The sequence below is a fragment of the Collinsella sp. CLA-ER-H9 genome, from assembly GCF_040092295.1.
Classification (GTDB): domain Bacteria; phylum Actinomycetota; class Coriobacteriia; order Coriobacteriales; family Coriobacteriaceae; genus Collinsella.
Genome location: NZ_JBBNLV010000001.1, coordinates 276,792 through 302,814, shown reverse-complemented (window position 1 = coordinate 302,814; position 26,023 = coordinate 276,792). Strand labels below are relative to the sequence as shown.

General features: G+C 59.8%; 14 protein-coding genes. 12 read left to right on the top strand and 2 right to left on the bottom strand.

Features of this window, described 5'->3' with window-relative positions:
* The first annotated feature begins 26 nt into the window (after positions 1 to 26).
* The 8 genes from AAAX73_RS01230 (at position 27) to AAAX73_RS01195 (ending at position 18,941) form a co-directional block, all read left to right on the top strand.
* Complete coding sequence (locus tag AAAX73_RS01230; RefSeq protein WP_349124807.1) at positions 27 to 10,634, top strand: hypothetical protein; 10,608 nt, start codon at positions 27 to 29, stop codon at positions 10,632 to 10,634.
* Between the two features lie 185 nt (positions 10,635 to 10,819).
* Positions 10,820 to 12,289, top strand: a complete 1,470-nt coding sequence (locus tag AAAX73_RS01225) for an ATP-binding protein (protein WP_349124806.1) — start codon at positions 10,820 to 10,822, stop codon at positions 12,287 to 12,289.
* A 391-nt stretch (positions 12,290 to 12,680) separates the two neighbouring features.
* Positions 12,681 to 13,076: a transposase gene (locus AAAX73_RS01220; protein ID WP_349124805.1), complete on the top strand. Its 396-nt coding sequence runs from the start codon at positions 12,681 to 12,683 to the stop codon at positions 13,074 to 13,076.
* 181 nt (positions 13,077 to 13,257) lie between these two features.
* The gene (locus AAAX73_RS01215; RefSeq protein ID WP_349124804.1) at positions 13,258 to 16,140 is read left to right on the top strand and encodes a proton-conducting transporter membrane subunit; all 2,883 of its coding nucleotides are present in this window, start codon (positions 13,258 to 13,260) and stop codon (positions 16,138 to 16,140) included.
* 12 nt (positions 16,141 to 16,152) lie between these two features.
* A complete protein-coding gene (nuoB, locus tag AAAX73_RS01210; protein ID WP_349124803.1) occupies positions 16,153 to 16,782 on the top strand; it encodes an NADH-quinone oxidoreductase subunit NuoB in 630 nt (209 codons plus the stop codon).
* Positions 16,782 to 17,498, top strand: coding sequence for an NADH-quinone oxidoreductase subunit C (locus AAAX73_RS01205; protein WP_349124802.1), 717 nt, complete (start codon positions 16,782 to 16,784; stop codon positions 17,496 to 17,498). Before nuoB ends, AAAX73_RS01205 begins: the two co-directional genes overlap by 1 nt.
* A 5-nt stretch (positions 17,499 to 17,503) precedes the next feature.
* Entirely contained in the window at positions 17,504 to 18,592 is a 1,089-nt protein-coding gene (locus tag AAAX73_RS01200) for a nickel-dependent hydrogenase large subunit (RefSeq protein ID WP_349124801.1), read from the top strand.
* A 7-nt stretch (positions 18,593 to 18,599) separates the two neighbouring features.
* A complete protein-coding gene (locus AAAX73_RS01195) occupies positions 18,600 to 18,941 on the top strand; it encodes a 4Fe-4S dicluster domain-containing protein (protein ID WP_349124800.1) in 342 nt (113 codons plus the stop codon).
* A 799-nt stretch (positions 18,942 to 19,740) separates the two neighbouring features.
* On the opposite strand, the gene AAAX73_RS01190 is transcribed toward AAAX73_RS01195, so the two are convergent.
* Together AAAX73_RS01190 and AAAX73_RS01185 are read right to left on the bottom strand one after the other, a co-directional pair.
* Positions 19,741 to 20,370, bottom strand: a complete 630-nt coding sequence (locus AAAX73_RS01190; RefSeq protein ID WP_195239905.1) for a response regulator transcription factor — start codon at positions 20,368 to 20,370, stop codon at positions 19,741 to 19,743.
* Entirely contained in the window at positions 20,370 to 21,512 is a 1,143-nt protein-coding gene (locus AAAX73_RS01185; RefSeq protein ID WP_349124799.1) for a histidine kinase, read from the bottom strand. The genes AAAX73_RS01190 and AAAX73_RS01185 overlap by 1 nt, the downstream gene beginning before the upstream one ends.
* Positions 21,513 to 21,711: 199 nt before the next feature.
* On the opposite strand from AAAX73_RS01185, the gene AAAX73_RS01180 reads away from it, so the two are divergent.
* The 4 genes from AAAX73_RS01180 to AAAX73_RS01165 all read left to right on the top strand — a co-directional run bounded on the left by AAAX73_RS01180 (position 21,712) and on the right by AAAX73_RS01165 (position 26,018).
* Positions 21,712 to 22,650 (top strand): ABC transporter ATP-binding protein, encoded by a 939-nt coding sequence (locus AAAX73_RS01180; RefSeq protein WP_349124798.1) that lies wholly within the window; start codon positions 21,712 to 21,714, stop codon positions 22,648 to 22,650.
* A gap of 9 nt (positions 22,651 to 22,659) precedes the next feature.
* Entirely contained in the window at positions 22,660 to 23,847 is a 1,188-nt protein-coding gene (locus AAAX73_RS01175; RefSeq protein WP_349124797.1) for an ABC transporter permease, read from the top strand.
* On the top strand, positions 23,834 to 25,039 hold the full coding sequence (locus AAAX73_RS01170; RefSeq protein WP_349124796.1) for an ABC transporter permease: 1,206 nt from the start codon (positions 23,834 to 23,836) through the stop codon (positions 25,037 to 25,039). The genes AAAX73_RS01175 and AAAX73_RS01170 overlap by 14 nt, the downstream gene beginning before the upstream one ends.
* A 265-nt stretch (positions 25,040 to 25,304) precedes the next feature.
* The gene (locus AAAX73_RS01165; protein ID WP_349124795.1) at positions 25,305 to 26,018 is read left to right on the top strand and encodes an ABC transporter ATP-binding protein; all 714 of its coding nucleotides are present in this window, start codon (positions 25,305 to 25,307) and stop codon (positions 26,016 to 26,018) included.
* Positions 26,019 to 26,023: the final 5 nt, after the last annotated feature.

The window sequence follows — 26,023 nt, the reverse complement described above, 5'->3', positions numbered from 1 at the left end:
CATGAGATAGAACGAGGTAGGACCAGATGAGAACGGCAAAGCGCATAACAACCGCATGCCTGACTGCGATCATGATTTTCCAGGCGCTCGCGCCCTCCACGGAGGTGTTCGCGCAAGAGCTCGACGCCGTTATGGAGGCATCCGTCTCCGCCGCGCGCGCCGCGGGCAACACGGCGCGCTCCGTACAGGATGCTGTGGCCACCGCGCTGCAAGATGCTGACCAGGCTACATCTGATGATGTCGCAACGACTCCGGGCGCCGACGCTGGCGCCACCGAGGGCGGCGACGGTTCTACCAACGCTGGCGAATCGCAGGACTCCACGACCGATGGAACCACTAACGGCGATACCCCAACGGAGGGCGACGCGTCCCAAGACGATGCGGCTGCCGATGAGGGTGCTGCTGACGGAGAACAAGCGGATGACGCGGACGCGGATGCTGCTGATCAGGCAAACACCGCCCCCACCATCGCTACTGTCGAGGATCTCAGGCACGCGTTGGGTGACGGCAATGTCATCACTGACGACTTGGGCGCCGTCACGGCCATCACCTTCGGATCCAACGCCGACCTTATCGCCATCTCCAACACCGACCCCGCCATCTACCAGAACGCGAGCATCTCCAAGACCGGCTTGAGCGGCGTCGACTTCGACGTGTGCAGCGCGCAGGCCGTGGGCGACCTGGGCAATCTCGCGTTCCAGGGGTTCGGCAGCGATGCCTACCCCTTCAAGGGTACGCTCGACCTGGGCGGCAGGTCCCTTACCGCCAACAAGACGCTCTTCAACAACATCGAGCTCAACGATAACAACGGCACCGTAAAGCTCACCTGGAAGGGCACCGATGTTCAGCCCATCGTGGCCGCAAAGGTCACGGGCGCGGGCAAGACGCTCAGCGCTGCCATTACCGTAGACAAGCCCGAGAGCGAGACCGAAAAGGACATCTGCAAGCTCACCTCGCCGCTTGTGGGTGAGGTCACGGGCGCGCTTACACTTAATGCCACCTACACGACAAGCGCGAACGGCCCCCTGGCAGTCGATATGCAATCGAGCGCAGGCAACATGGGCTTGCTTGTGAACACCCTTGCCGAAGGAGCATCGCTTACGCTTGCGGGCCTTACCCTGCCGGACAAACTCGACGGTACCCCCACTATCAACGCGACAGCCGCTGACGCCAACGCGGGGGGTCTTATCGGCGAGGCGCGGGAGGGTGCTACCGTCGCCCTGCCAACTGGCATCGATGTCTCGGCGCTGAGCGTCGCAGGTAAAAACGCGGCGGGCGGTCTTATTGGTAAGGCGACTGAGCTCACGCTCACCGTGGGCAAGGATAACAGCGGAAAAGACGCCTCGGGCAACGCCATTGTCATCAAGCCCGCGTATGCGGTTGGATCGTCATCTGCCGGGACGTATGCAGGTGGCCTTATCGGCGACGCCTCGTTTGCCGACGCATTCACCATCAACAGCGGCATCTTCGACTTTGGCAAGGGCGTGGCGCTCAGTGTGTCCAACACGAGCGCTGCCCCTTCTGCCGGCGGACTGTTCGGCGTGCTCGACATATCGAACGGCGACGTGGCCGTCAATGGCGGTTCGTATACAAGCACGCTGCAAAACGGCAAGGACGACAACAAGCACGGCAACTACGGCGGCTTGGTGGGCAAGCTGTGGGGGAAGAAGAACGGCGACGCGCTGCATGCCTTTACGGTGCAGGGTGATACTGCGGTGTCGTTCGGCGTGGGCTCCAACGGCAAACTCACCTACGCAGGCGGCCTAGTAGGCTACCTTGGCGAAGGCGGCGGGAGTGTCAACGTGTCCGCTGTGGTCATCAGTGATGCAACAGTGACATGCTCAACCTCGGGCTACGCCAGTGCAAATGGCAAATACGGCGGCGCCGTGGGCGTCGTGGACACAAACAACGTTCTAGAAGTGCGCGGCCTGAAGGTCAAAACCGCCAGCGGCGCTACCATCGGCGGCACAAACGGCGGCTTTGCCGGAGTCGTTGGGTCGTCGTGGCTCGGCATCGTCAAGTTCAGCGGTATCACCGACCTGTCGCATGCCACCTTCGTGGAAAATGATCACACCGCGCAGCTGATTTATGAGAACTTCAACTCGCTGATTTTTGCCGCCGGTAGCGGAAGCGATAGCGGCACCGCCGCAGGCAAAACCACGAAATGGCAATATAAGCGCCCCTCTACGCCCGTCAAGATCGATGACGTGTACAGCTGCGGCCAAGTCATTCGCTTGGGCAACCCGTTGAGCGAGAACCTCATCTCCATCAACGAAGCGCACCAGTGGAACTTTAGCTCTAAGCTCGTAAAAACTGGCGATGCATTTGCGCTGGCAAGTATCGACGATTTCGCAAAGCTGGCGATTACCTGGCAAACCAACGGCTACTACTCGATGGTTGACGGCGTTACCGAAAACAACCTTAACGGCTTGCAGTCCTCGACCATTACGGTGAACGGCACTATTGATCTCAAGGGCACGGGCCTGACGGGTTTCACGCAGGATCGTGCAGACGGCTCGCAAGTTTTCTCGGGAAAGTTGAATGGCAACGGCACAATTAACCTTGCCGTCGGCGAGCCGTATGGCACGCGCGACGGGAAGACGCTCGACGCCGGCGATACGAGTGACGGCAACGGTAAGATTTACCGCCATGGTCGTCTGGGCTTGTTCAATGCCATTGGCGGTGCCGCGAAGGTGAGCAACCTCACCATCGGTGGCTTCATGAAATTCGATAACGGCCTAAGCGTTGATGCCGGTTCGCTTGCGGCGTCCATTACGGGCACCGCCGACGAGAAACTGACGTTGTCGGGCGTAGCGTGCGAGACAAAGATCACGTGTGATGATACGTTCGGTAACGATGCGAACATCGGTGGTATTGCGGGTAGTGTATCGGCGGCTGCAAACGTTGATTTCGGTGGCAATAGCAAGGCACAAACGGCTATTGCTACAGGCAATACGCTCAAGGGCAACACCCGCATTGGCGGCGCCATCGGCTACGTGGGCGACTATACCTCGACATTCAATGTTACGGGCCTCGAAGTCGGCGGCAAAATCAAAACCGGCGATTGCGCCGGCGGCAAGATTGCCCAGGTCGGCGGTCTTATCGGCTGCATTGTGCAGGGATCGAACGAGAAGAACGTTAACATTACCGGTCTTAGCTTTAGTGAATTCGCTATGACCGTGGGCAAGAACGGCGACAAGCTCAACGGCGCCGGTGGTCTTCTGGGCTACAGCTGGGGCAACGCCATCGTCACCATTGGCGATACTGCTGCGAATACCAGCGACAGCACCTACGCCCTAAAAACTTCCAACAACACGACCGTGACTGCAAATAGCTCTACCGAGGTCGGCGGTCTCGTATACGCCGCTAGTGGCCACTGGATCATCAATAAGTATGCTATCAATTTGGCCAACGCTTCCTTCACCGCTAATAGTGCAACCACGCTTGGCGTTCTTATTGCTCGCGGCAGTACATCCGATTCAAATAGCTTTGGTGCCGAGACTTCCTACGGCGGTCTATATCTGGAGGACAGGGCTTGGTGGGGTACCGCTTATGCTGTGGATGGCGTATCTATAACCGCCCCAAAGGTAAAGACATACGACGAATGGCTTGCAAATGGCGTGAAGCCCGAAAGCAATCTGATCGATAACGGCTGCAATGCGGTCGTCTCGCTTCATACCGAGGGCCAAAAGCTGGACATGAGCGGAAATCCCGCTAGAGATAATAGTTATCGAAATCGCATCGCCCCCGCTAATTCTTCCGATAACTTTCCACAAACAAATGGTTCTGTTCGCTACTACTACAATCTTGACAAAGCATATACGGAGGTAGGCAACAAACCGGAAAACGCTAGCAAAGACAATTGGATGAACTCCGCAGAGTACTTATTACTTTGGTGTGCGTACCTGTATGCTCCTAGCGCGATTCAGGACTATATCATTCCGGAAAATCAGGCTATTTTCCAAGGAAACAATATTGGCACGAGCGACAGCGCGGGCGTGGAAATCAATTTAGATGGATACAGTTTCTATCCTACTGATCCCGCGAAGGGCTCAACGGTTACTGTGAATAATGCAACGATTACGTTCCATTATTCCGACATTAAAGCTGAGCAAGAAGGTAACAAAAAGAATAGCGAAGCCACGCAGCACGAAAATATGCACTGCGCTCTCATCGGAACCCATACGGGCAGCCTCAAGGTTAAAAATGTCACGCTTGCAGGCACCGTGGGCTCTGTTGTGAACGATGCGGGAAGTTCGTCCGGTGCACTTGTGTGCCGCTATATCTATGGGCCCATCAATGAGACTAATGTGGCGCAGCTCGAGATAGATGGTCTGACACTCGACGGCTTGACGGTTGACGGTGTGAACGGCAATACCAGTTACGCTCCTCTGCTTATCAACGAGATGCAGACATGCGTGAACCTGAGCGCTAAGAATATTTCAACCCTTGGGTACGCGAAAGGGGCCACGGCGGCAACCTCGCTCTTCGGCAGACTCGGCGTGGGAAAAAATTCCGATCAGGTGACGGCAAAGTTTGAGCGAATCAGCTTGCCCAGCCAAAATAGCAATACGATTTTCACCCATGCGAGCCTGCTGGAGAGTTTTGGCTACAAAAGTACTGGCACGGGCTCTGCGGATTACACCTTTACTATGGCCGATGCCAATGCCGGAATGGTGACGTACGGAAGCGAAATCGATGCCGAGAACAAGGAGTACTCGGGCAAGCAGCTTTGGTATTACGACGAAGCGACGTATGGTGCCGTGAGCGGCTATGTGACGGTTGATGGTAAGAAGGACGGTGACGTCAGGCCTTGGTTCGGTGACTACCTTCCTTATGTTTACAAGGGAAAAGCCACCGAGGATGGCGTCCAGTATCACGAAATTAAAGTCAACCAGCGCATTCCAAAGCTGGTAGAGGGATGCGGCACATATGGCGATCCGTATGCCGTTAAGGACGCGACGGAGATGAACGCCATCGCCAACTACATCAACAATAGTGTGGCGTTGGATGGCTGGGAAGTCACCATTGCCGCAGAACAGAGCGTGCTTTGCACTCGCCGCAACAGCAATTCGGCCGACAATGAGGTTACGTACGTCTATAAGCAGGCAAAAGGTACTGATAAAAAATGGGAGAGGAAGGTCGGCGATACGACCGACCCCGCGCAGACGCTGAGCGACGAAACCATGCACCGCTATATACAAAGTGCGTATTACAGCATTGAGCCTGCTGAGGGCAAAAAGATTACCGTCGATGCGGCTTCATTTGGCGGCTTTGGCAATAAGGCCAACCCGTTCCGCGGCGTTATTGTTGGCGACCCTAAGTCCTCTGAGCCTGCAACAATTGAGATTAAAAACAACAATGGCGAGCTTCGCGGCCTCATTCCCTATAGCTATGGCAGCGTGGTGCGCAATCTCAACATCAACTATGTGAATGCGCAGGCGACTATTACTTACTCTGAGAAGGATGCGGACGGCGTCCCGACAGCGTTTTTCGGTGGCGTTATCGGCTGCATTCTTGGCGGCGATAACATTATTGATGGTGTGGTCGTAAACGATCCAAATAGCGGCTCGACGACGTACGGCTTTACCGTTGCTGGCGACTCGCACCTTGTTCCCATCGGCGGTTATGTTGGTGCCATTGCGGGTGGCGGCGTGATTTTCCGCAACACGGGCACCTCGTGGCGTGGTGGTACAAAGAACAAAAAGTACAAGCCCATTGAGGAAGATGCCGCAAAGTATGACCAGTACGATAACCCTTACGTTGGCCGCGTGATCGACGGCTATGCCTTTAGCGAGGGCTGCAACGTCGATAACGGTGACGCCAACTACAAAATCAACGAGCTCATAAACAAGGGAACCCCCTGTGTCACCACCACGGGCACCGACAATAAGTACATCGGCACCAACGCTGAGGCGCCCGTGACTACGGTGGAAAATCCCCAAGGCCTTTTGGTGCTCTCGGCCATCATTAGCTCGGGTGCGGGCGCTGGCGCGGCACATACCAACTATGCCGATTACGGTGTGTTCCGTGGCTCCAAGGCGTACTGGGGCAGCGATACGCAAGATCCGGCGATAGAAGGCTACCTGTTTGGCAACAAGGAATATGGCAAGGTGCGGAATGCCAGCTACGACTGCGTGGGCAAGCCTATGAGCGCTGCCGGCGATTTCGAGATTGCCAAAAACGACGACCAGAAAGCTCCCGGCAAGCAGGAGTGGCACGGCCCGCTTGACCCTGATGACGATGTGAACTCGCCCTACCTGGTGGCGTCCTATGCTGCCGACTGCCAAACGGGCTATGTGTGCGCGTCGAAATCGATCGGCATGAGCTTGGAGTTCAAGCAGGGCACCACCTACGATATGACCGGCTACGGCACAGGATATGTGGGTCTCAACGGCCGCTACTATTCCAATGCCTGCAACTCGAACGAGACGACCACCGATCGCGACCGCATCACGCCGCACGTGGCCACGATCGACGGCAACGGAGCCACCATCACGGTGGGCACCAAAGACGCTGCCTACGGCGCCGTCGAATACGCCGATGACGACTATAAGGTCTCGGGCGTGGGCGGCCTGTTCAGCACCGTGATGTTTACCTCCACCAATGTGGGGCAGAGCGTCACCGCGAACGGTGGAGCGCAGGTCAAAGATCTTACCTTTAGCAGCTGCAATGTAGCGCTCACCTATATCGCCGCCAACGGCGGCGCCACAACGGGAACGGCATCGAACGACCTTATCGGCACCGGTCTTTTGGCGGGCGCAACGGCTAACTACGATGGCAACACGTGCGGCGTCTACCGCAACGTGCAGATGAATAACTGCACCGTGTCGGGCGCAAAGAGCGTGGGAGGGCTTCTTGGCAGCTCGGGCCGCGCCAGCCGAAGTTTAAGCAAGGACAGGACCTATATGGTTGCGTTCAGCGACGCACGGGCGACCGCGTATCTCTATGACTGCTCATATACCGACCTTAACGTCACGGGCGAGAAGTACGTCGGCGGCTACGTGGGTACGGTCGCCTCGGCTTGTCGCGTGTGGACAAGCGCGGCCAAAGGGGTGAGTGAAAAGGCTGTTGGCAAAAGCTCGACCATAACCGCCACGGGGGCAACACCCTACGTGGGCGGTGTGCTCGGCTTTGCTAAATCAAGCAACCTCTCGGTCAATACCAACATCGGCACCACCACAGCGGTCCGGTCGAGCACGGCAGTCATCTCTGGGGTAAATGTGCTTGCCACTGGGTCGAATACCGATAAGTATATGGGCGCTGGCGGCGTGGTCGGACGCGCCGATGGCGGCGTTATTTCTATGAGCAACGTGCGCATTGATGCCGGGACCGGCACCAAGAACGCCATCATCGGCGATGGTACCGGAAAGAACTTCAAAATCCGCAATGCGGGCGGACTGATTGGCGAGGTCACGAGCAGCGGCAGCCCCAACAAGTATTGGTTCAAGGACTGCAGCGTAAAGAATGTCAACGTCGCCGGTACCGACCAATGCTCGGGCGGGCTTATTGGCTACTACTTCAGCAATGTGAACATAACCTGCAACAACATCGCAATTGAGAACGCTGCGATCAAGGGCAGCTGGAGCGGCGGTCTACTTGGCGCGATTAACAGCGGGTCCGATGTCATCAACGTCACCAACACAAAGGTTTCCAACACCACGTTTGGCGGAACCTCCAACGGCGGCATTGCGGGCGATGGACGCGGTCAGTTCCATCTGGTAAACGTGCTCATGGACAGCAACACCTACAAATCGGGGGTTAAGCAGGGCGTGCTCTTGGGCGAGGTTGACACAAGAGATAATCAGTACAGCCTCTCCGCAGCGGGCGTGGACGTTAAGCCTGGCGACGGCAAGACCACGAGCGACCTGCCGTCGATGGTTTACACGGACAATACGACCGCCGTAAACAAGAAAACCTACATCGCGTTCGGAGACTACAACGACAGGCTCGACGTACCCGGCAAGGACACCACACTCTACGGTGCGGACGATACCGCCACCACGACGGCAAGCCCGTACGTGACTACGAGCCCCGTGAGCACGCTGACGGTGCGTGCCTCCAACGACGGCACCACTGATCGCTATCTGTTTGGCGACGGTGCCGCCATTGACACCGCGACGACCATCCAAAGCCAAGCGGGCAAACCCGTTCTCGGCCGCTACACCTACACCAACATCAATGGCATCAATGATGACGGCACGTACCAAAACAAGAAAACCTATAGCGCGGACAGTTCAAAGAGCACTTTCAACACCAACAACGTTACTTCGGGCAAGAAGGTCACAAACGACTTCCCGGTACTCATGATTCCCGGCAACGACACGACGACGGTCGAGAAGTATCTGAACATCGTGACTAACGGCGGCTTTTCCGATGCCCGCCGTCTCAACGGCAGCGCCAAGCACGTGACCGCCACCGCTGAGGTCTTCTCGCTTGCCGATAACGGCGCCTTCGTCAAGGACGCAACCGCCTCGCAAACGCCCACGCTCAAGGTGCTCAACAACGGCACGAGCTCCATGGTATTCCGCGCGAGTACCGACTGGGACAACGAGCGGGGCCGCTTCACGCTGCTCACGGTCACTTTTAGCGAGGCCGGCCAGAGCTACCGCGTGCAGGTGCCCATCATCGTTAAGCGCATGCTCGAGATCGACTTCACCGCCACCTACTCCGAAGGTGCGAACTTCAAGGTTGCCGACTATGCAACAAAATACGACAAGCACGTGCTTGTGAGCAGCGGCGACACCATGACCGGCTACCTTACCTGGACCTATGGCAGCGCCCGGGGCGAGGCAGTCGATTACGGCTGGAACACGCTGCTCGAAGCCGGCGGCTCCATGGGCCCGCTCAACAAGAGCATCACCTTCGGCGCCACGCTGCCCGAGGGCACGCAGCTCACGCTCGTGGACACTGCTCATAACAACCGTGAATATCACTGCACGGTGGGCGCGGGCGGAGCAGCGTCGGTCAAGCTCACCGACTTTGTGGATTCCGGCAACAATGCCTACGTCGAGCCGTGGCTGAGCGAAATCGTGGGCGTGGCGGCCAAGGAGGACAAGGACGGTGCCTGGGTCAAGCTCACCGATGCCGAGGTCAAAGGCAAGAGCCAGGTCGAGCTCGAGAAGGCGGCCGGCGCCAAGGTCGGCGGTGCGTACTACCGCGCGCGTACATCTTCCGACACGATGGGCACGTTCTACACCCTCTCCGTTGCCAAGGAAGAGCCCAAGAGTGAGAACTTCTACTTGGTGGTGCGCACGCCGGCGGGCTCTGCGGGCGTCAACGGCTACACCGCAACTACGGTCGACACGAGCCTCAACGAGCACATTAACTACCTGCTGCGAGGCAAGAAAGCAGCCGACGGCAAGGCTGCTGAGGATGGGCACCAGAATACGGCCTCGACCTACAGCGTGGCATCCAACTACACGCACAACCTTGTCGACAATAACAGGGTCAGCACCAAGCAGATGGAACTCAGCGGCGCCACCTATCCGCTTCCCATGGACGTGAGTGACACCGTGACATTCGATCCGAACCAGCAATATACGAGCTCCGACGCACTGTACTACCAGCTCGATTCGTCGCTTGTTACCTATCACGACGGCGCCATCGCGGGCTCGGTGGGATACCCAACGGGCACGCAGGGCAGCTATGCGTTTTACGTTAAGGTGGGCGAGAGCTACTACACCTGGAATGGGTCGGGCTGGACTCCGGCCGGCGCGACAAAGACTCCGGTGGTGTCGGGGCTTACCTGGAAGAGCAAGAGCGGTGGCGACATGTCGCTCGTGTTGGCCGACGCTAACGGCAAATCCATCGACATGTCGGGCCTGCGCGAGGTCGCTAAGAACCACGGCAACGCCTTCACCATTACCATGGAGGCCGCGCTCACCATGAGCGAGCCTGCCTGTCAGGCGGGTATCGTGGCCTCGCAGAACAACGGCATCGACCGTTACACCAAGCCCAACTACCGCGCGTTCCTTTCCACGCATGCTGACACGCTCAGCGCCAGTAGCAACTCGGCATACACCGATGGTAACGCCGGCTACTACCGCATGGATGTGGGCTCGTCGACTATCGCGCTCGAGGCTTCCAAGAAGTCGCAGCTGGGTATCAATATCGATGACCTTAAGTCCGCTGATGGCACAATCGCGCTGGTGGGAACGTATGATCTTTCCAAGCTGTCGGGCGCCGACGCGATGATTTCCAGTGCTACCAGCGTGGCTTATACGTTGAGCTTGCAGCAGCGCCAAGCTGATGGCAACTATGATGCGGTCGACGATATCTCGAGCTACATTACGGTGCTCGATAGCGACAAGCTGGGCACGGGCGTTAAGAGCGCAGATGGTAGCAGCTATGTATTTACCGATACCAAGGCTGGTGACACGTTTGCCACGCGCGATGGTAACAGCCTCGCCTTTAAGCATGCCTTCCGCGTTAAGGTGAACACCGATGTTGAGACGGCTGGTCAGACCTATGCCAACTATCGTCTGGTGCTAACGGCCAATATGTCCGATAACGGTGTAATAAAGGACACGCCAGTCAATGTCAAGAACCTCGGAGGCTATAAGAACTCCGACTACGTGACGTACACGCTGGCGCGCATCAACACCAAGGGCATTCCCCACGGGTCCAACTAGCCACGCAAAGGGGCGGCAACCACCCAGTTGCCGCCCCTTTTCTTGCTCGCTCGGACTGCCGCTGCTTCAGCTTCTCAACCGTCTTTCCAACTTTCCACTTAACTTAACACCTAAGGTGGAAAGCTGGAAAGTTAGGTGGAAAGCTGGTAAGTTAGGTGGAAAGTTGGAAAGTTGGGAGGTTCGGCATGAATGAGGAGTGGTTGGCGCAGGTTATCCATCATCTGCGGGCAATAGGAAACGACACCCAGCAGTACGAAGTAAAAGAAGCCAAGGGCGCGCTCCCCAAAAGCATCGTCGAGACGCTTTCGGCATTTTCCAACGCGCAGGGCGGCTTTATCATCCTCGGCATTTCCGAAAAGAACGGGTTTGTTCCTGTCGAAGGTTTCGATGCTCGCAAGATGCAAGACGCCCTCTCTTCTGCATGCGAAAGGCTGACGCCCGTTGTGAGGCCGGATATCCAAGTGATTCCCTTTGAGGAAAAACTGGTGCTTTGCGCGCGCATCAATGAGATGCATCCACGCGATAAGCCCTGCTACATCACGGCGCGCGGCATGTACGATTCGTCCTTTATCCGTACGGGCGACGGCGACCGGCGCATGACTCCCTACGAAATCGATCGCTTTATGGAGGAGCATGTTCAGCCTACATACGACGACGAGCCGGTCGAAGATGCCACGCTCGATGACCTTGACGCCGATCTTTTGCAAGGGTTTATAAAACGCCAGCGCGAGCTGCACCCTAGGCTTTTGGGCACCAGAAGCGATGACGAGATTCTCCTTGACCTGCATGTGACCAAAAGGGTGGACGACGCAATCGTGCCGACGCTTGCCGCAATTGTCGCGATGGGACGGTTTCCGCAAAAGTTCTTCCCACGTCTCAATGTGACCTTTACGGCGTACCCCGGGACTACAAAAACGCAGCGAGTAAGCGATAACAAGCGTTTTGTGGATTCACAGACCATTTTGGGTCCAATCCCTTTCATGATTGAGGACGTGCTTGCCGCCGTTGCGAGAAACACCCGAAACGCCGCGGTTATCGAGGGCGCGTTCCGGAAAGATGTGCCCGATTATCCGCCCGTGGCGCTGCGCGAGGCGGTGGCGAACGCGCTCATGCACCGCGACTACTCTTCCGCCGCGCGTGGCTCACAAGTGCAGGTCAACCTGTATATCGACCGCGTCGAGATTCTCAATCCCGGCGGGCTGTACGGCGACGTAACGATCGATTCGCTGGGAGTTTCTGGGGTTTCGTCATCCAGAAACCAGTTCCTTTCAAATATCCTCGAGACCACGCCGTACCCAGACGGTGGCTACGTGGTCGAAAATCGCGGCACTGGTTATCAGGAGATAGGTGAGCAGCTCGAGCGGGCAAACATGTTGCCGCCCGAACCAAAGAACTCGACAGTTTCTTTTTCGTTGACGTTCGATAAGCGAAAGATAATGCGGGCGGAACAGGTGACGTCTGTGGGGCATGTGGACGAGGCAATCTTGGATTACCTGGCAACACATTCTTCGGCTTCGACCAAGGAGCTCACCGACGCTTCGGGTTTGAGCAGGAGCGCCGTTTCCAACCACATAAAAGGCTTGATTGGTGCGGGCAAGATTGAGGCGATGGAGCCTCCGCGCAGCCCGCGACAACGGTATCGACTCGCGAAGTAGGGCTGTCCGTCGCCCATGCTTCGGTCTCCCAACTTCTTTCCAGCTTTCCACTTAACTTACCACTTAAGGTGGAAAGCTGGAAAGTTAAGTGGAAAGTTGGGAAGCAAGTGGAAAGCTGACATGTTAGGTGCGGACTGACGAGGGGTTAATAATTGCACAAACCATACCAGCCAAACAAAAGATACCAATCTGGTTGGTAAAACACCGTCAATGAGCCGCGAGCCAACTAGCTGCGCAAATAAAACCTAAAGAACTGTTGCAAATGAATGGCAAATACCCAGATGCCGCCGTTGCGATTTTCAATTAACTGTTACGCGGGAACAGCAAAATGCTACTATCTAACAAGCACGTAAGAAAGCAGATTAACGGTTAAGGCTAAGAAGTGGCAGGTATGTCGGAAGCAACTAGGACCCGCACGCATGCGCCCGAGGTTAGGCAGCGCGCCGTCGAGATCCTCCAAGAGGGGGTCGGTCACCGCGCCCTCGCTGCAAAGCTTGGCATTCCCCAGGCCACGGCTCGTCAGTGGGCCCGCGCATATGCCGTGGGCGGTGCCGACGCCGTGCTCAATGCGGGCGCTCGTCATCACACCTATTCGTACGACGTAAAGCTCGCCGTGGTTAAGGACCGTCTGGAAAACGGCCTGACGGTTCGCGAGGCCATGATCAAGCACGGGATTCCCAGCGAGTCTTCGGTTAAGGCCTGGTGCCGCCAGTATCGCGAGAGCGGTGAGTCCGCGCTGGTCGATAAGCCGCGCGGTCGCAAGCCGCGCGTTAAAAAGGCGGAATAGCGAACGGGATGGTGCGCCCACAGGGGCGCATTTTTCTTGCCGCCCCTCTGCTCCAATGCGGACAGACTCCTTGCCCCGTACGCCTAAAACTCCCCAGTTGACCGAAAACCCGCCGCCGCTACTCCTCAATTGAGCTATAACGTTAAACAATTGCAGCGTTTTTGCATGGGGGAGTGATGGTATGACGCTACTGTATTTCCTTACCCTGTTTCCGCTGGTACCGGCGCTGGGCATGCTGCTCGCGCACGGTGACCGCGCCCGCGATGCGGTGGGGCTCATAGGTTCCGGCATCATTATGGTGGTGACAGTTGTAGTCGCCGTCATGTTTTTTGGCGCGGGCCCGCAGAGCTTTGAGGTTGCCTCCGACACCTCGCATGTGCTCTCGATCATCAGCTCCGCCATCGATGTCATCCTGTGCGCCGTCATCCTGTACAACGCGTACAAATATAGGAACGTGCTCACCACGGTGCTCGGCATAGTCCAGCTGGTGGGCTCGCTCGCCTTTGCAGCCATGACGCTGCCCGCGGCCGAAGCCGTCACGGCGACGCCGCTCTACCTGGATTACATGAGCGTGATCATGGTCCTCGCCGTCGGCATTGTCGGCAGCCTAATCTGCGTGTATGCCCTGGGCTACATGAAGGACTTCCAGGCCCACGACGAGCACGAGGCCGCGCTGCGCGGGCAGACCGCGCCCGACCGTCGCCCGCAGTTCCTGGCGCTTATGTTCCTGTTCCTCTCGGCCATGTTCGTCATCGTGACGAGCGACAACCTTGAGTGGTTGTTCTGCGGCTGGGAAATCACCACCGTGTGCTCGTTCCTTATGATTGGCTATACGCGCACGCCCGAGGCCATCAAGAACGCCTTCACCCAGATCATCCTCAACATGCTGGGCGGTATCGCGTTTTTGGCCGGCCTCATGTACCTGCACGTTAACGGTATGCCGCTGACCATCTCGGGCATGATCGAGCTTTCCGGCGCCGGAACCGCGCAATCCGCGCTGCTGGTGATGCCGGTCATCCTGTTGTCGCTCGCCGCACTCACCAAGGCCGCACAGATGCCGTTCCACACTTGGCTGCTGGGTGCCATGGTTGCCCCCACGCCCACGAGCGCCCTGCTGCACTCGTCAACCATGGTCAAAGCCGGCGTGTTTCTGATGGTCAAGCTCAGCCCGCTCTATGCCATCTATCCCGTGACTGGCTTTATGGTCACGAGCGTGGGTGCTATCACGTTTTTGCTCGCCGCCCTCATGGCCATCTCGCAGAGCAACGCCAAACGCGTGCTCGCGTACTCCACCATTTCCAACTTGGGCCTCATCAGTGCCTGTTTGGGTGTCGGCGCGCCCGAGGCCGTATGGGCGGCCATCTTCCTGATCCTGTTCCACACGGTGGCAAAGTCGCTGCTGTTCCTGTGCGTGGGCACGGCCGAGCATCATATCGGCAGCCGCAATATCGAGGACATGGACGGTATGTTCAGCCGCATGCCGCACCTGACGCGCCTGATGATGCTGGGCATCATGGGCATGTTTGTGGCGCCGTTTGGCATGCTCGTGTCCAAGTGGGGCGCCCTGGTGGCGTTCGCGCAGACCGGCAACGTGCTCATGATCATGGTGTTGGCCTTTGGCTCGGCTGCGACGTTTTACTTCTGGGGCAAGTGGCTTGCCAAGCTTTCGGGCGTCGACCCCACGGCTCAAAACGTTGAGGTCAATGTCCATAAGACCGAATGGATGGCGCTCAACACCATCGCCGCGCTGCTGATTCTGTGCTGCGTGGCCTTCCCGCTCATCTCGAGCGGTCTGGTGTCGCCTTACCTGGCCATGGTGTTTGGTCGCGTGCCGTACGTTATTGGCAAGGACGCCATGTATCTGATGGTGGTTATCGTGGCGTTTATCGCCGTGGTGCTGCTGACTTCATTCCGCGTGAGCAACAAACCGCACGTCAACGTGTACCTTTCGGGCGTGGGAACCGACAAATATCGCCATTTCCGCGGCTCGATGGGTCACGAGGTAAAGGCCGAAAAGCGCAATTGGTACTCGGAGGACGCCCTTGGCGAGAAGCGTATTGGCCCCGCGGGTAGCGTCGTGTGCTGCAGTATTATTTTGTTTGCGCTGCTGTGTTGCGCGTGGATTGGGCCCGAGCGGCTTGCCATGAGCGCGCCCTCGGTGCTGCGTGGCAAGTATTTTGAAGGTTCGGGTGTCGTGGGCATCTTTATTGGCACCGTGGCGTTTGCCCTGCTGGCGCCGCTTGTGGGCGGCCTGATCGACGGCGTTGACCGTAAGCTTTCGGCTCGCATGCAGGGCCGTGTGGGCCCGCGCCTGCTGCAACCGTTCTACGACGTTGCCAAGCTGCTGAGCAAGGCCCCTGCCAGCGTAAACACCATGGACGATACCTACATGGCGTGCGCGCTCATCTTTACCGTCGTGGGCGGCGGCATCTTTGTGTCGGGCTCCAACACGCTGCTGTGCGCCTTTATGGTGACGCTCGCCGCGATCTTTGTGGTGTTGGCGTCCGCCTCGACGCAAAGCCCGTTTGCCCAGGTTGGCGCCGACCGCGAGCTGCTGCAGGTTATGAGTTACGAGCCCGCCGTTCTGCTGATGAGCGTGGGCCTGTACCTTGCCACCGATAGCTTCGATTCCATCGCCGTGACGGGGCAGTCGGCCCCCATCATCGTGTACAGCGCGCCCATTTTCCTCGCGCTGCTCGCGGTGCTCACCATCAAGCTGCGCAAGTCGCCGTTTGACCTTTCGTACTCGCATCACGCGCATCAGGAGATCGTTCAGGGCGTCGCCACCGAGATGAGCGGCGGCACGCTGGCAAAGATGACCCTTATGCACTGGTGCGAGACCGTGCTGTTTTTGATGTGGGTGGGCATGTTCTTTGTCTGGGACAACCCGGTGAGCTGGGTCGTGGCCCTGGTCGTGATGGCCGCGACGTATTTTGTCGAGGTACTGATCGACAACACCTTTGCCCGCAGCACCTGGCGCAGCTGCTTTAAGCTCGGATGGGGCGTGGCGCTGGTGTTTGGCCTGCTCAATCTTATGCCCATCCTCGTCGACGTGTTTATTTAGGAGGCGGCATCCATGGATCATAAAATGTCGCGCTCGCCGTGGGTTATTCATTACGACGGCTCGAGCTGCAACGGATGCGATATCGAGGTGCTGGCCTCGCTCACGCCGCTGTTCGATGCGGAGCGCTTTGGCGTGGTCAACACCGGCAACCCCAAGCATGCGGACATCTTTTTGGTGACGGGGTCGGTCAATGCCCAGAACCTGCCCGTCGTGCGCCAGATCTACAACCAGATGCTCGAGCCCAAGTGCGTGGTGGCCTGCGGTATCTGTGCGTGTTCGGGCGGCGTGTTCCGCGATGCCTATAACGTGATCGGCGGCGTGGACCGCGCGATTCCCGTGGACGTGTACGCGCCCGGGTGCGCCATTCGCCCCGAGACCGTGATCGATGCCATCGTGGAGGCGTGCGGCATCCTGGACCAGAAGGAGGCCGTGATGCGCGCCGGCGGCGATCCGCTTACCGTGGGCGGCGCCGCGACCTGGGACGGTGGCGTTGAGCTGGGCGAGGACGGGTTTGTGGCTGCGGGGGCCGGGACTGATGGTGCCGGTGACGGCGTCGAGGCCAACGTGTCCACCAGGTCCGCCGCACCCGCCGCTGGCGACGCGCCCGCTGAGACGCCCGTCGCTGCAAAGGAGGCCGAGTAATGCAAAAGGCTATCTATACCACCGTCGGGATCGATGAGCTCCTGTCGCATGTCCAGGCGCTCAAGGGCGTCGGCGCGCGCTTTGTGCAAATGCACGCCGAGCGCTGTGTGGACGACGGCACGTATCGCCTGGTCTATACGTTTATCAACGTCCGCGCTGCGCAAGAGCAGATCGCTCGGGATGGCAGCCATGCGATCGAGAACCTGGTGGTCGAGGGCATCGACCAGTACCAGGAGATTCCGTCCATCAGCTCGTATTATCCGGCGGTATTCCCGTTTGAGAACGAGGCGCACGACCTGTTTGGGCTTGCCATCACCGACATGCAGATCGACTTTAAGGGCTTTTTCTACCAGGTCTCGACTGCCGAGCCCATGAGCGTTATCACGCCCGAGGTGAAGGCCGCACGCGAGAAGGCCATGAAGGTCCGCGCGGCTGCCGAGGCCAAGGCGCGCAAGGCCGCGGCCGAGAAGGCCGCCGCGGCTGCGGCTGCTGCAGGGGAGGGCGCTGCGGGCGCCGGCGATGCCGCAGGCGCCGCTGCTCAGCCCGCTGCGGCTGCCGGCTCCGATACTCAACACGATGAAGCTGCTGCGAAGGCCGCGCTCAAGGCCGCCGAGCTGGAGGCAAAGCTCGCCGCCATGGATCCCGAGAAAGCGGCCAAGGTCCGCGCGGCGCTTGCCGCCAAGGCCGCCCGCGACAAGCAGAAAAAGGAGGCGTAAGGTCCATGGCACATCGCTCCGTTATTCCGTTTGGCCCGCAACACCCGGTGCTGCCCGAGCCGCTTCATCTGGACCTGGTGATCGAGGACGACCGCGTCATCGAGGCAATTCCGCAGATCGGCTTTGTGCACCGCGGACTCGAGAAGCTCACCGAAAAGCGCGACATGCACCAGTTTGGCTACATCGCCGAGCGCATCTGCGGCATCTGCGCCGTGGGCCACAGCTATGGCTATGCCAGCGCCTGCGAGCGCATGCTCGACATCGAGGTGCCCGGCCGCGCGCAGTATATCCGCACCATTTTGCACGAGCTTTCGCGCATCCACTCGCATCTGCTGTGGCTGGGCCTGCTCGCCGATGCCTTTGGCTTCGAGGCGCTGTTCTATCGTTCGTGGACGCTGCGCGAGCAGATTCTCAAGATCTTCGAGAGCACGTGCGGTGGTCGCGTGATTCTGTCGATCAACGAGATCGGCGGCCTTAAGCACGACATTGAGGACTCCGAGCTGGCGGGTATTGTCCAGACGCTCGATGCCATGCGTCCCGACTACGAGGCCTTGGTGCATACGTTTTTGGACGACAATAGCTGCGGCGACCGCCTGCATGGCGTGGGCGTGATCAGCAAGAAGGACGCGCTGAATCTGTCGATGGTCGGCCCGTTCGGTCGCGCCTCGGGCGTGGATTACGACGTGCGCATGTTTGGCGACGGTGCCTATGCAGGCCTGGCAGCATTTGAGCCCATCGTTGCTACCGACGGCGACTGCTATGCCCGCTGCCAGGTGCGTTGTGCCGAGGTCACGCAGGCCATGGACATCATCAAGGAGCTTGTGGGCAAGATCCCGCACGACGGTATCGGCGGGCGCACCAAGCTCACACCGGCCGACGGCGCGCGCGGCGAGGTTGTGATTGAGCAGCCGCGCGGCGAGGCGTACTACTATGTGCGCGGTAACGGCACCAAGAATCTGGACCGTTTTCGCGTGCGCACGCCGACGTCGCAAAATCTGGCGGGTCTGACGCATGCGTTGCAGGGCGTGCTCCTTGCCAACGTTCCTATGATTATCCTGACCATCGACCCCTGCATTAGCTGCACGGAAAGGTAGGCGCGGCATGAGTTTACTGACATTTGCCAAGACGGCCTTGGGCTCTATGGTCAAGCAGCCGGTCACGGTGTGCTATCCGCAGGAAAAGCTCGCGGCACCCGAGCGCCTGCGCGGGCATATCGTCAACGACATGGACGTGTGCATTTGCTGCGGCATGTGCGCTCGTCGCTGCCCGGCGGGCGCTCTCGCGGTCGATCGCAAGGGCGGTACCTGGTCGATCGACCCGTATGCCTGTGTGGTGTGCGGCGAGTGCATCGAAAGCTGTCCTAAACACTGTCTGACTATGGACACCGCCCGCACCCCAGTCGCAGCGGACAAGACTTCCACGGTAGAAACCAAGCCGGAGTAGCGTTGGAATAGAGCTGGAATAGGGGCCGGTGGGGCAAAAATGCCCCACCGGCCCCGCGCGTGAGCGCGCGGCTAAGCCTCTGCGAACAAAAACTATGCCGGATTACGGGGCTGGATAGCGAACCTCCGACCATACAGAAAATCGCAAAAACAAAACCGCAGGTAGACGAGCTGTCATCTTGCAGAAAACGCGGGTATGGATGGGGATCCTGAGTTTGGCCCCGTAATCCGGCATAGTTTTGAAATGCCTCCATATCCGTAACATCCCTTGATCTCCCACGGACAGAGGGAAACGGACCATTTTGGCCTTGCGAGGGCTGCCACGTGACCCGTCTGCCATGAAATGGGCCCATCTACTACGTTTAAGCCGCTATCCTCAACCATGGCAAGTAATGCGAAATAAAAACCGCAGGTAGAACGCCTGCGATTTTTTATGAAAAGCGGGTATGGTCGGGGGTATCGAGTCAAACGTAGTAGATGGGCCGATTTCGTGGCGGGCGCTGTCAGCCGGTTTCCGCGGGTGGAAGAAAATGGATCATTTTGGTCCCGCGAGGCTTGCGGAGGCACTCGTGCAGGGCCGCCCGAACAAAACTATGTCGGTTTACTACGAAGAATTCGACATTCCCGACCATGACTGCATTTTTCTAAATACTGCAAGCGTTCTACCTGCGGTTTTGCAAACGCGCAATTTACCGTGGTCGAAGGCGGGCGATTCGTCGTAGTAAACCGACATAGTTTTGAAATGGTATTAAATCGGTGGCAGCCATTTTGCTATGCCGGGGTGGTCGGTCGTTGGGTAATTACCCTCGCAGGTAGGCGATGGCGATTTGCGTGCGGTTGCGCAGGCCCATCTTTGCCAGGATCGAGCTGATGTGGTTGCGCACGGTGCCTTCGCCCATGTAGGCGGTGGCGGCGATCTCCTTGTTGTCGAGGCCACGGGCGATGAGCTCGGCGACTTCGAACTCGCGGTCGGTCAGGCCGGCAAAGGCCGCGGGCCGGCGGGTCGTGCCCGCCTCGACGCCCGTTCCGTCAAAATCGATGTCCTCGATCGCCTTTCCCTCGAGCACGCGTTTGCCGTCCATGACCTGCGCCAACGCCGGCGGAATGGCGGCGACATCGGTTTTGATCAGGTAGCCGCGGGCGCCCAGTTTGAGCGCCGACACAATGTACTCGTCATCCGAGAATGTCGTCAGAAACACCACGCGCGCCGAAGGGTCGCGCTCAAGGATCTCGCGTGCCGCCGAAAGTCCGTCACGCCCCGGCATCTGAATGTCGAGCAGTGCGATATCGGGCGCGTGTTCGGCATAGAGCGAAACCGCATCGTTGCCGTTGGCGCCGGTGCCCACTACCTCGATCTGCGGCTGGGCGCCCAGGATAATCTTGAGCGAATCGACCACCAAGCGGTCGTCGTCGACAACGATGAGCCTCATCAGTCCTCATCTCCTTGCTGTTTGGGAACGGTGGCAAACACGCGCCAGCCGCCGACGCCGGCGCGCGGACCGGCGGTGAAGGTGCCGCCAAGCGCCTCGATGCGCTCGCGCATGGAGGCGAGCCCCATGCCCTCCGCGGCGCCACGGCCGATTGCTTGGACCCCGCCCACGCCATCGTCGGTAACGATGAGCTGGTAAAACGACGGATGCTCCATGCACCGTACGGTGACAGTATGGGCGCAAGCGTGGCGCATGGTATTGGAGAGCGCCTCGCGCAGGACCGCCGCAAAGCAGTTCGCGACGTTTGCGGGTGCATGCTCGGTCATAACCTCAAGCTCAATCTGCGGGCCGCCGTCCGATCGCGCTCCTTCGACAATGCGTTCGAGCTGCACGGAAAGATCGACAGCGTTGTCGTTGAGCGCATGGACACTGGTGCGCACAAGCTGGAGCGCCTCGTCAACCGTGCGTTTGACATCGGCGAAATCGGCGGCAACCCTGGGCTCGTCGGCGTGAACCACGCGCAGGGCTTCGGCTTGCAGCGAGGCGCGCGTGAGCTGGTGGCCCACATTGTCGTGGATCTCGCGCGCGATGCGGGCGCGTTCGGCGAGCGTCGCGAGTTCGACTTCGTAGTCCTGGCGGTCGGCAAGGTCGCGGTTGCGCGCTTCGAGCGCGAGGGCTCGTTCCTGCAGCTCGTCGCGGATGCGGCGCATGCGCTGCTGCTCGCGCTCCAGCTGGGCGGTACGTAGCGATAGCAAGGTGGCGGCAACCGAAAGGATGGCGGTCAGCAGGAGCGTTCGGGCGGTGAGCGCGTCGGTGCGAAGGTCCGCGACGAGTGCAAAGGCAAAGACGGAGCCAATGCCTAGCGCGACCCAGGCGTGCTCGCGGCGCACGCGTCGTGCGATGTCATAGAGGGCGAGAGGTGCAAACGGCACAAACGGCGGCACGAAGACAGCCGCGATGATGTAGACGAAGCTCGCGGCCTCGCTTGTGCGGCGCATGCGTTCTTCCTGTGCGACCTCGGCCAGCGAAGTGGCAATAACGCCAAGGCAAAACGCCGCGACCAGGCGAGCGTCCACAGCAAGGCCCACGGCGGCTGCAATGCAGCACGCTAGCACGATCGATTTGTCGAAAAGCCTGTTCATACGGGTATTGTACGCGAAGCTGCGCGTGGTGGAGGGGCCGCCTGCGCAACCGTGACATTCCTCCCGCGCGGCAAAGCGGGGGCGTCGGCAGGCCGCACGACCAAGACCTCCGCACTCGTGACAAAGCTCACTGGTGCGCGCCGGAGGCTCCTGCGATGATGCAATCGTACCGGGCCGCAATCAACGGAAGGGCCGCCTCATGACAGACATCGTCCACGTCGAAAACCTCGTCAAGCGCTACGACGATCTTATTGCGCTCGACCACTTTAACCTGAGCATCGCCCCCGGCGAGATCTTTGGCCTGCTCGGACCCAACGGCTCGGGCAAGACCACGTCCATCAACTGTATTCTGCAGCTGCTCGCTTACGACAAGGGCACCATCGAGCTGTTCGGCGAGCCCATGACACCCGCCCGCTACGACCTCAAGCGCCGCATCGGCGTGGTGCCGCAGCAGGTGGCGGTATTCGACGAGCTCACGGTGCGCGAGAACATCGACTATTTCTGTAGCCTGTACATCAACGACCGCAAGCGCCGTCGCGCGCTCGTGGACGAGGCGATCGACTTTGTCGGGCTGGGCGACTTTACCAAGTTCCGCCCCGGCAAGCTCTCGGGCGGTCTGGCGCGTCGCCTCAACATTGCCTGCGGCATCGCGCACAAGCCCGAGCTCATCTTCTTTGACGAGCCCACGGTGGCGGTCGACCCGCAGAGCCGCAACGCCATCCTGGAGGGCATCTGCCGCCTGCGCGACGAGGGCGTCACGGTGGTGTATACCAGCCATTACATGGAGGAAGTCGAGCAGATCTGCAGTCGCATCATGATCATGGACGGCGGCCGCGTGCTGGCGCAGGGCACCAACGACGAGCTCAAGCGCATGATACAGATGGGCGAGCGCGTGACCGTCGAGGTCGGCGCCGTCGAGCCCGCCACGGTCGAGCGGCTGCGCGCCCTCGAGCACGTGCTCAGCGTCGAGCTGTCCGGCGGCGAACTCGTCTGCACCTGCGAGGCGAGTCCGCACAACCTGGTCGACATCCTCGACACATTGCGCGCCGCCGACGTGGCGCTCGGCCGCGTGTGGAGCGAGCCGCCGACCCTCAACGACGTGTTCCTCGAGATCACCGGCCGCGAGCTGCGCGACTAGGGGGCGGCCATGTTCAACACCATTGTCATTACGGTCAAGACGCTGCTGCGCCGGCCGAGCACGTGGGTTTGGGGCGCGATCTTTCCCGTCGCGCTCTCCACGATGTTCATGTTTATGTTTGCGAATCTGAGCTCCGACGGCAAGATCGACCCGGTGCCGGTTGCCGTCGTGGCGGACGAGGCCTGGGATGCCTCGACCTTTAAGGACGTGGCGGCTTCGCTTGCCAAGGAAGGCGACGACCAGCTGCTCGGTGTGAGCGAGTACGAAGACTTGGCTGCCGCGCGCAAAGCGCTCAAGGCCGGCGAAGTCGCGGGCATTTACACGGTGGATACCGCGGGCACGCCCAAACTCACATTGCTTTCGAGCTATGACAGCTCGCGTGCGTCGACGGTGCTCACCGACCGCAGCATTTTGGAGACGGTGGCAAGCTCGTATACACAAAATGCCGAGCTCATGTCCCAGATTGCCCAAGACAACCCGGCGGCGCTCGCCGACCCGGAGGCGGTTGCGCGCGCCCTGTCGCTCGAGGGTGGTACCCGCCGCGTAAGTCTGACACGCACCACGCCCGATGGTACGGTCGTCTACTACTACGCGCTCTTTGGTCTGGTCGCGATGATGTCTGCCGAGTTTGCCGCCTTGAGCGTCGTCGATCTGCAGCCCAATCTGTCGGGCCTTGGTGCGCGTCGCTGTGTGGGCGGTCTTTCCAAGACGGCGTCGCTAGCCGGCATCTTTGTCGGCTCGTGGCTGGTTTCCTTTGCCTCGATGGCGGTCGCGATTAGCTACGTGCGCCTAGTCGTTGGCGTTGACTTTGGCGGGCGCGAGGGGCTGTGCCTGCTGGGCGGTGCTGCATCCGCGCTTGCCGCCACGGGCTTGGGGCTCTTTGTGGGCACGCTTCACGTTAAGGGCGGCAAGGCGTCCAAGTCGGGCATCCTCACGGGCTTTGCCACCACGTGCGCCCTGTTCGCCGGCCTCTACGGCGAGCCGGCGATGGCACTTGCCGACGACGTTGCCCGCGCCTGCCCGGCCGAGTGCTGGCTCAACCCCGTCAAGCTCATCTGCGACATGTTCAACCGCCTGTATTTCTTTGAGGACCTGGGCCCCTTTGCCGTTCGCGCCGGTGCGCTGGTCCTTATGGCGTTGCTGTTCGTTGCCGCCGCCACGCTGATCTTTGGAAGGAGCCGCTATGAGCACCTTTAAGACCGCGCTTCGCATGGCGCTGGCGCACCCGTTCTACCTGCTCATCTATACGGTGTTCATCTCGCTCATGGGCGTGTTCATCGCGGCCTCGGTGAGCTGGAACTCGTCGCAGCTTACCGAGTACAAGCCCTACGACACCAACGTGATCGTGGTCGACCGCGACGACAGCGACCTTTCGCGTGCGCTTACCAAGCATCTGGGTTCTCGTTTTGAGCTGGTCACGGGCGTCGGCGGCGACACCTACGACCTTGCGGACGCGCTATCCAAGAGCAACAGCGCCAAAGGTAGCGCCGACTGCGTGTTCTTTATCCCGGAGGGGTTTGAGGGCGACCTTGTTGCAGCCGCCCGCGCGGGGGAGTCTCTGCCCAAGCTCGATATGACCTACGGCGCCGGCACCATGGCGGCAGCGCTTTCGTCTGCCGAGGCCTCGCGCTGGATCTCGCTCGCGGGCGCTGCGGCGGCCCTAGAGCCCGCCGCCTCTAACGGTAGCGTCGCCAAGGCTGCCGAGCATGCGGCCGCGAAGCGCGCCAAGGTCGAGATCGAGCAGGTCAGGGTTGACTCGACAGCCGCCGCCACGCTCGAGTCGTATTTCAGCTTTGGCGCGTACGCGATTATCTCGTCGGTCATCGTGTCGGTGGGATTGGTGTTCTCGGGCATGAACGAGCCCGAGCGCGTGCGCCGCATGGAGGCCGGCCCGGTCTCCGAGCGCCAGCGTTCGCTCGCCGTGTTTGCGGCCGCTGCCGTGCTCACCGTCTGCATTTGGCTCGTGTCGAGCATGATGGGCGTCGTGGGCTTTGCCGGCGCGGTTGCCGAGGTCGGCGTGGGTCGTGTGTGTCTGGCGCTGGCGGCGACGCTTGCCCTGGCGTGCACGCCGCTGGCCGTTGGCTTTGCCCTTTCGAGCCTGGGTGCGCGCGAGGAGCTGCTCAACGGCGTGGGCAACCTGCTCGGCATGCTCATGACGTTTTTGGGCGGCGCCTGGATGCCCCTGTCGCTGATGGGCCCGGCCGTGCAGACGGTGGCGCATTTTGTGCCGACATATTGGGTGAACGACGCGATCGGCAAGGCACTCGCCGCGGACCTGACGTCCACCGTGCTGGGCGGCATCGCCTGCGATCTGGGCGTCACGGCACTCTTTGCCGTGGCCATCGCCGCCGTAGGCCTCGCACTCTCGCGCACCAAATCCCGCGCCTAGCCACCTAGTCATTGGGTACTCATTGGGGACAGACTTAAACGACTAGTCATTGGGGACAGTCTTTGCCGAACCGCCGGCTTGCCGGCTGGGCCGGCAAGGACTGTCCCTATCTGCCGGGTGGCGAAAGAGTGTCCCCAGCGACTAGTCATTTAAGAACGTCCCCAATGACTAGTCTGAAATAAATCCCAGGCCTCGCTCCAAAATAGTTCGCCAAGGTTTACTATTACGCTCATAAAGTAGCACGAGGCTAACAATGGGGGATAGCATGGCGACGAAGCAAGCCTACGTCCAGGTCAAAGGGCTCAAGAAGCACTACGGCGACGGTGATGCGCGCCTGACAGTGCTCGACGGCATCGACACGTCCATCAACCGCGGAGAGATCTGCGTCATGCTGGGGCCCTCCGGCTCGGGCAAGTCGACCTTTCTCAACCTGATCGGCGGCCTGGAGGATGCCGACGGCGGCTCTATCATGGTGGACGGCTGCGACCTCACGGTGCTCAAGCCCGCCGACCTGGGTGAGTACCGCCGCCGCGAGCCGGGCTTTGTCTTCCAGTTCTACAATCTGGTGCCCGATCTCACCATCAAGGAGAACATCGAGGTCACGGCGCACCTGTCTAAAAAGCCGCTCAACATTGACGACCTGCTACGTTCGCTGGGCCTCTACGAGCACCGTAACAAGTTCCCGCGCCAGGTCTCGGGCGGCCAGCAGCAGCGCTGTGCCATCGGCCGCGCGCTCGTCAAAAACCCGGGCCTGCTGCTGTGCGACGAGCCCACGGGCGCGCTCGACTACAAGACGTCCAAGGAAATCTTGCAGCTCATGGAGGATGTCAACCGCACCTACGGCTGCACCATCATCATTGTCACCCACAATGCCGCCATCGCGCGCATGGCCAATCGCGTGCTGCGCCTGCGCGACGGGCGTATCGTCGAGGATGAGCTCAACGAGTCGCCCGTCGCGGCCGCCGAACTCGATTGGTAGGCGGC

Bases quoted from the DNA above. Each gene is read 5' to 3' on its own strand.
- AAAX73_RS01230 (WP_349124807.1), top strand. From the start codon at position 27: ATGAGAACGGCAAAGCGCATAACAACCGCATGCCTGACTGCGATCATG.
- AAAX73_RS01225 (WP_349124806.1), top strand. From the start codon at position 10,820: ATGAATGAGGAGTGGTTGGCGCAGGTTATCCATCATCTGCGGGCAATA.
- AAAX73_RS01220 (WP_349124805.1), top strand. From the start codon at position 12,681: ATGTCGGAAGCAACTAGGACCCGCACGCATGCGCCCGAGGTTAGGCAG.
- AAAX73_RS01215 (WP_349124804.1), top strand. From the start codon at position 13,258: ATGACGCTACTGTATTTCCTTACCCTGTTTCCGCTGGTACCGGCGCTG.
- nuoB (WP_349124803.1), top strand. From the start codon at position 16,153: ATGGATCATAAAATGTCGCGCTCGCCGTGGGTTATTCATTACGACGGC.
- AAAX73_RS01205 (WP_349124802.1), top strand. From the start codon at position 16,782: ATGCAAAAGGCTATCTATACCACCGTCGGGATCGATGAGCTCCTGTCG.
- AAAX73_RS01200 (WP_349124801.1), top strand. From the start codon at position 17,504: ATGGCACATCGCTCCGTTATTCCGTTTGGCCCGCAACACCCGGTGCTG.
- AAAX73_RS01195 (WP_349124800.1), top strand. From the start codon at position 18,600: ATGAGTTTACTGACATTTGCCAAGACGGCCTTGGGCTCTATGGTCAAG.
- AAAX73_RS01190 (WP_195239905.1), bottom strand. From the start codon at position 20,370: ATGAGGCTCATCGTTGTCGACGACGACCGCTTGGTGGTCGATTCGCTC.
- AAAX73_RS01185 (WP_349124799.1), bottom strand. From the start codon at position 21,512: ATGAACAGGCTTTTCGACAAATCGATCGTGCTAGCGTGCTGCATTGCA.
- AAAX73_RS01180 (WP_349124798.1), top strand. From the start codon at position 21,712: ATGACAGACATCGTCCACGTCGAAAACCTCGTCAAGCGCTACGACGAT.
- AAAX73_RS01175 (WP_349124797.1), top strand. From the start codon at position 22,660: ATGTTCAACACCATTGTCATTACGGTCAAGACGCTGCTGCGCCGGCCG.
- AAAX73_RS01170 (WP_349124796.1), top strand. From the start codon at position 23,834: ATGAGCACCTTTAAGACCGCGCTTCGCATGGCGCTGGCGCACCCGTTC.
- AAAX73_RS01165 (WP_349124795.1), top strand. From the start codon at position 25,305: ATGGCGACGAAGCAAGCCTACGTCCAGGTCAAAGGGCTCAAGAAGCAC.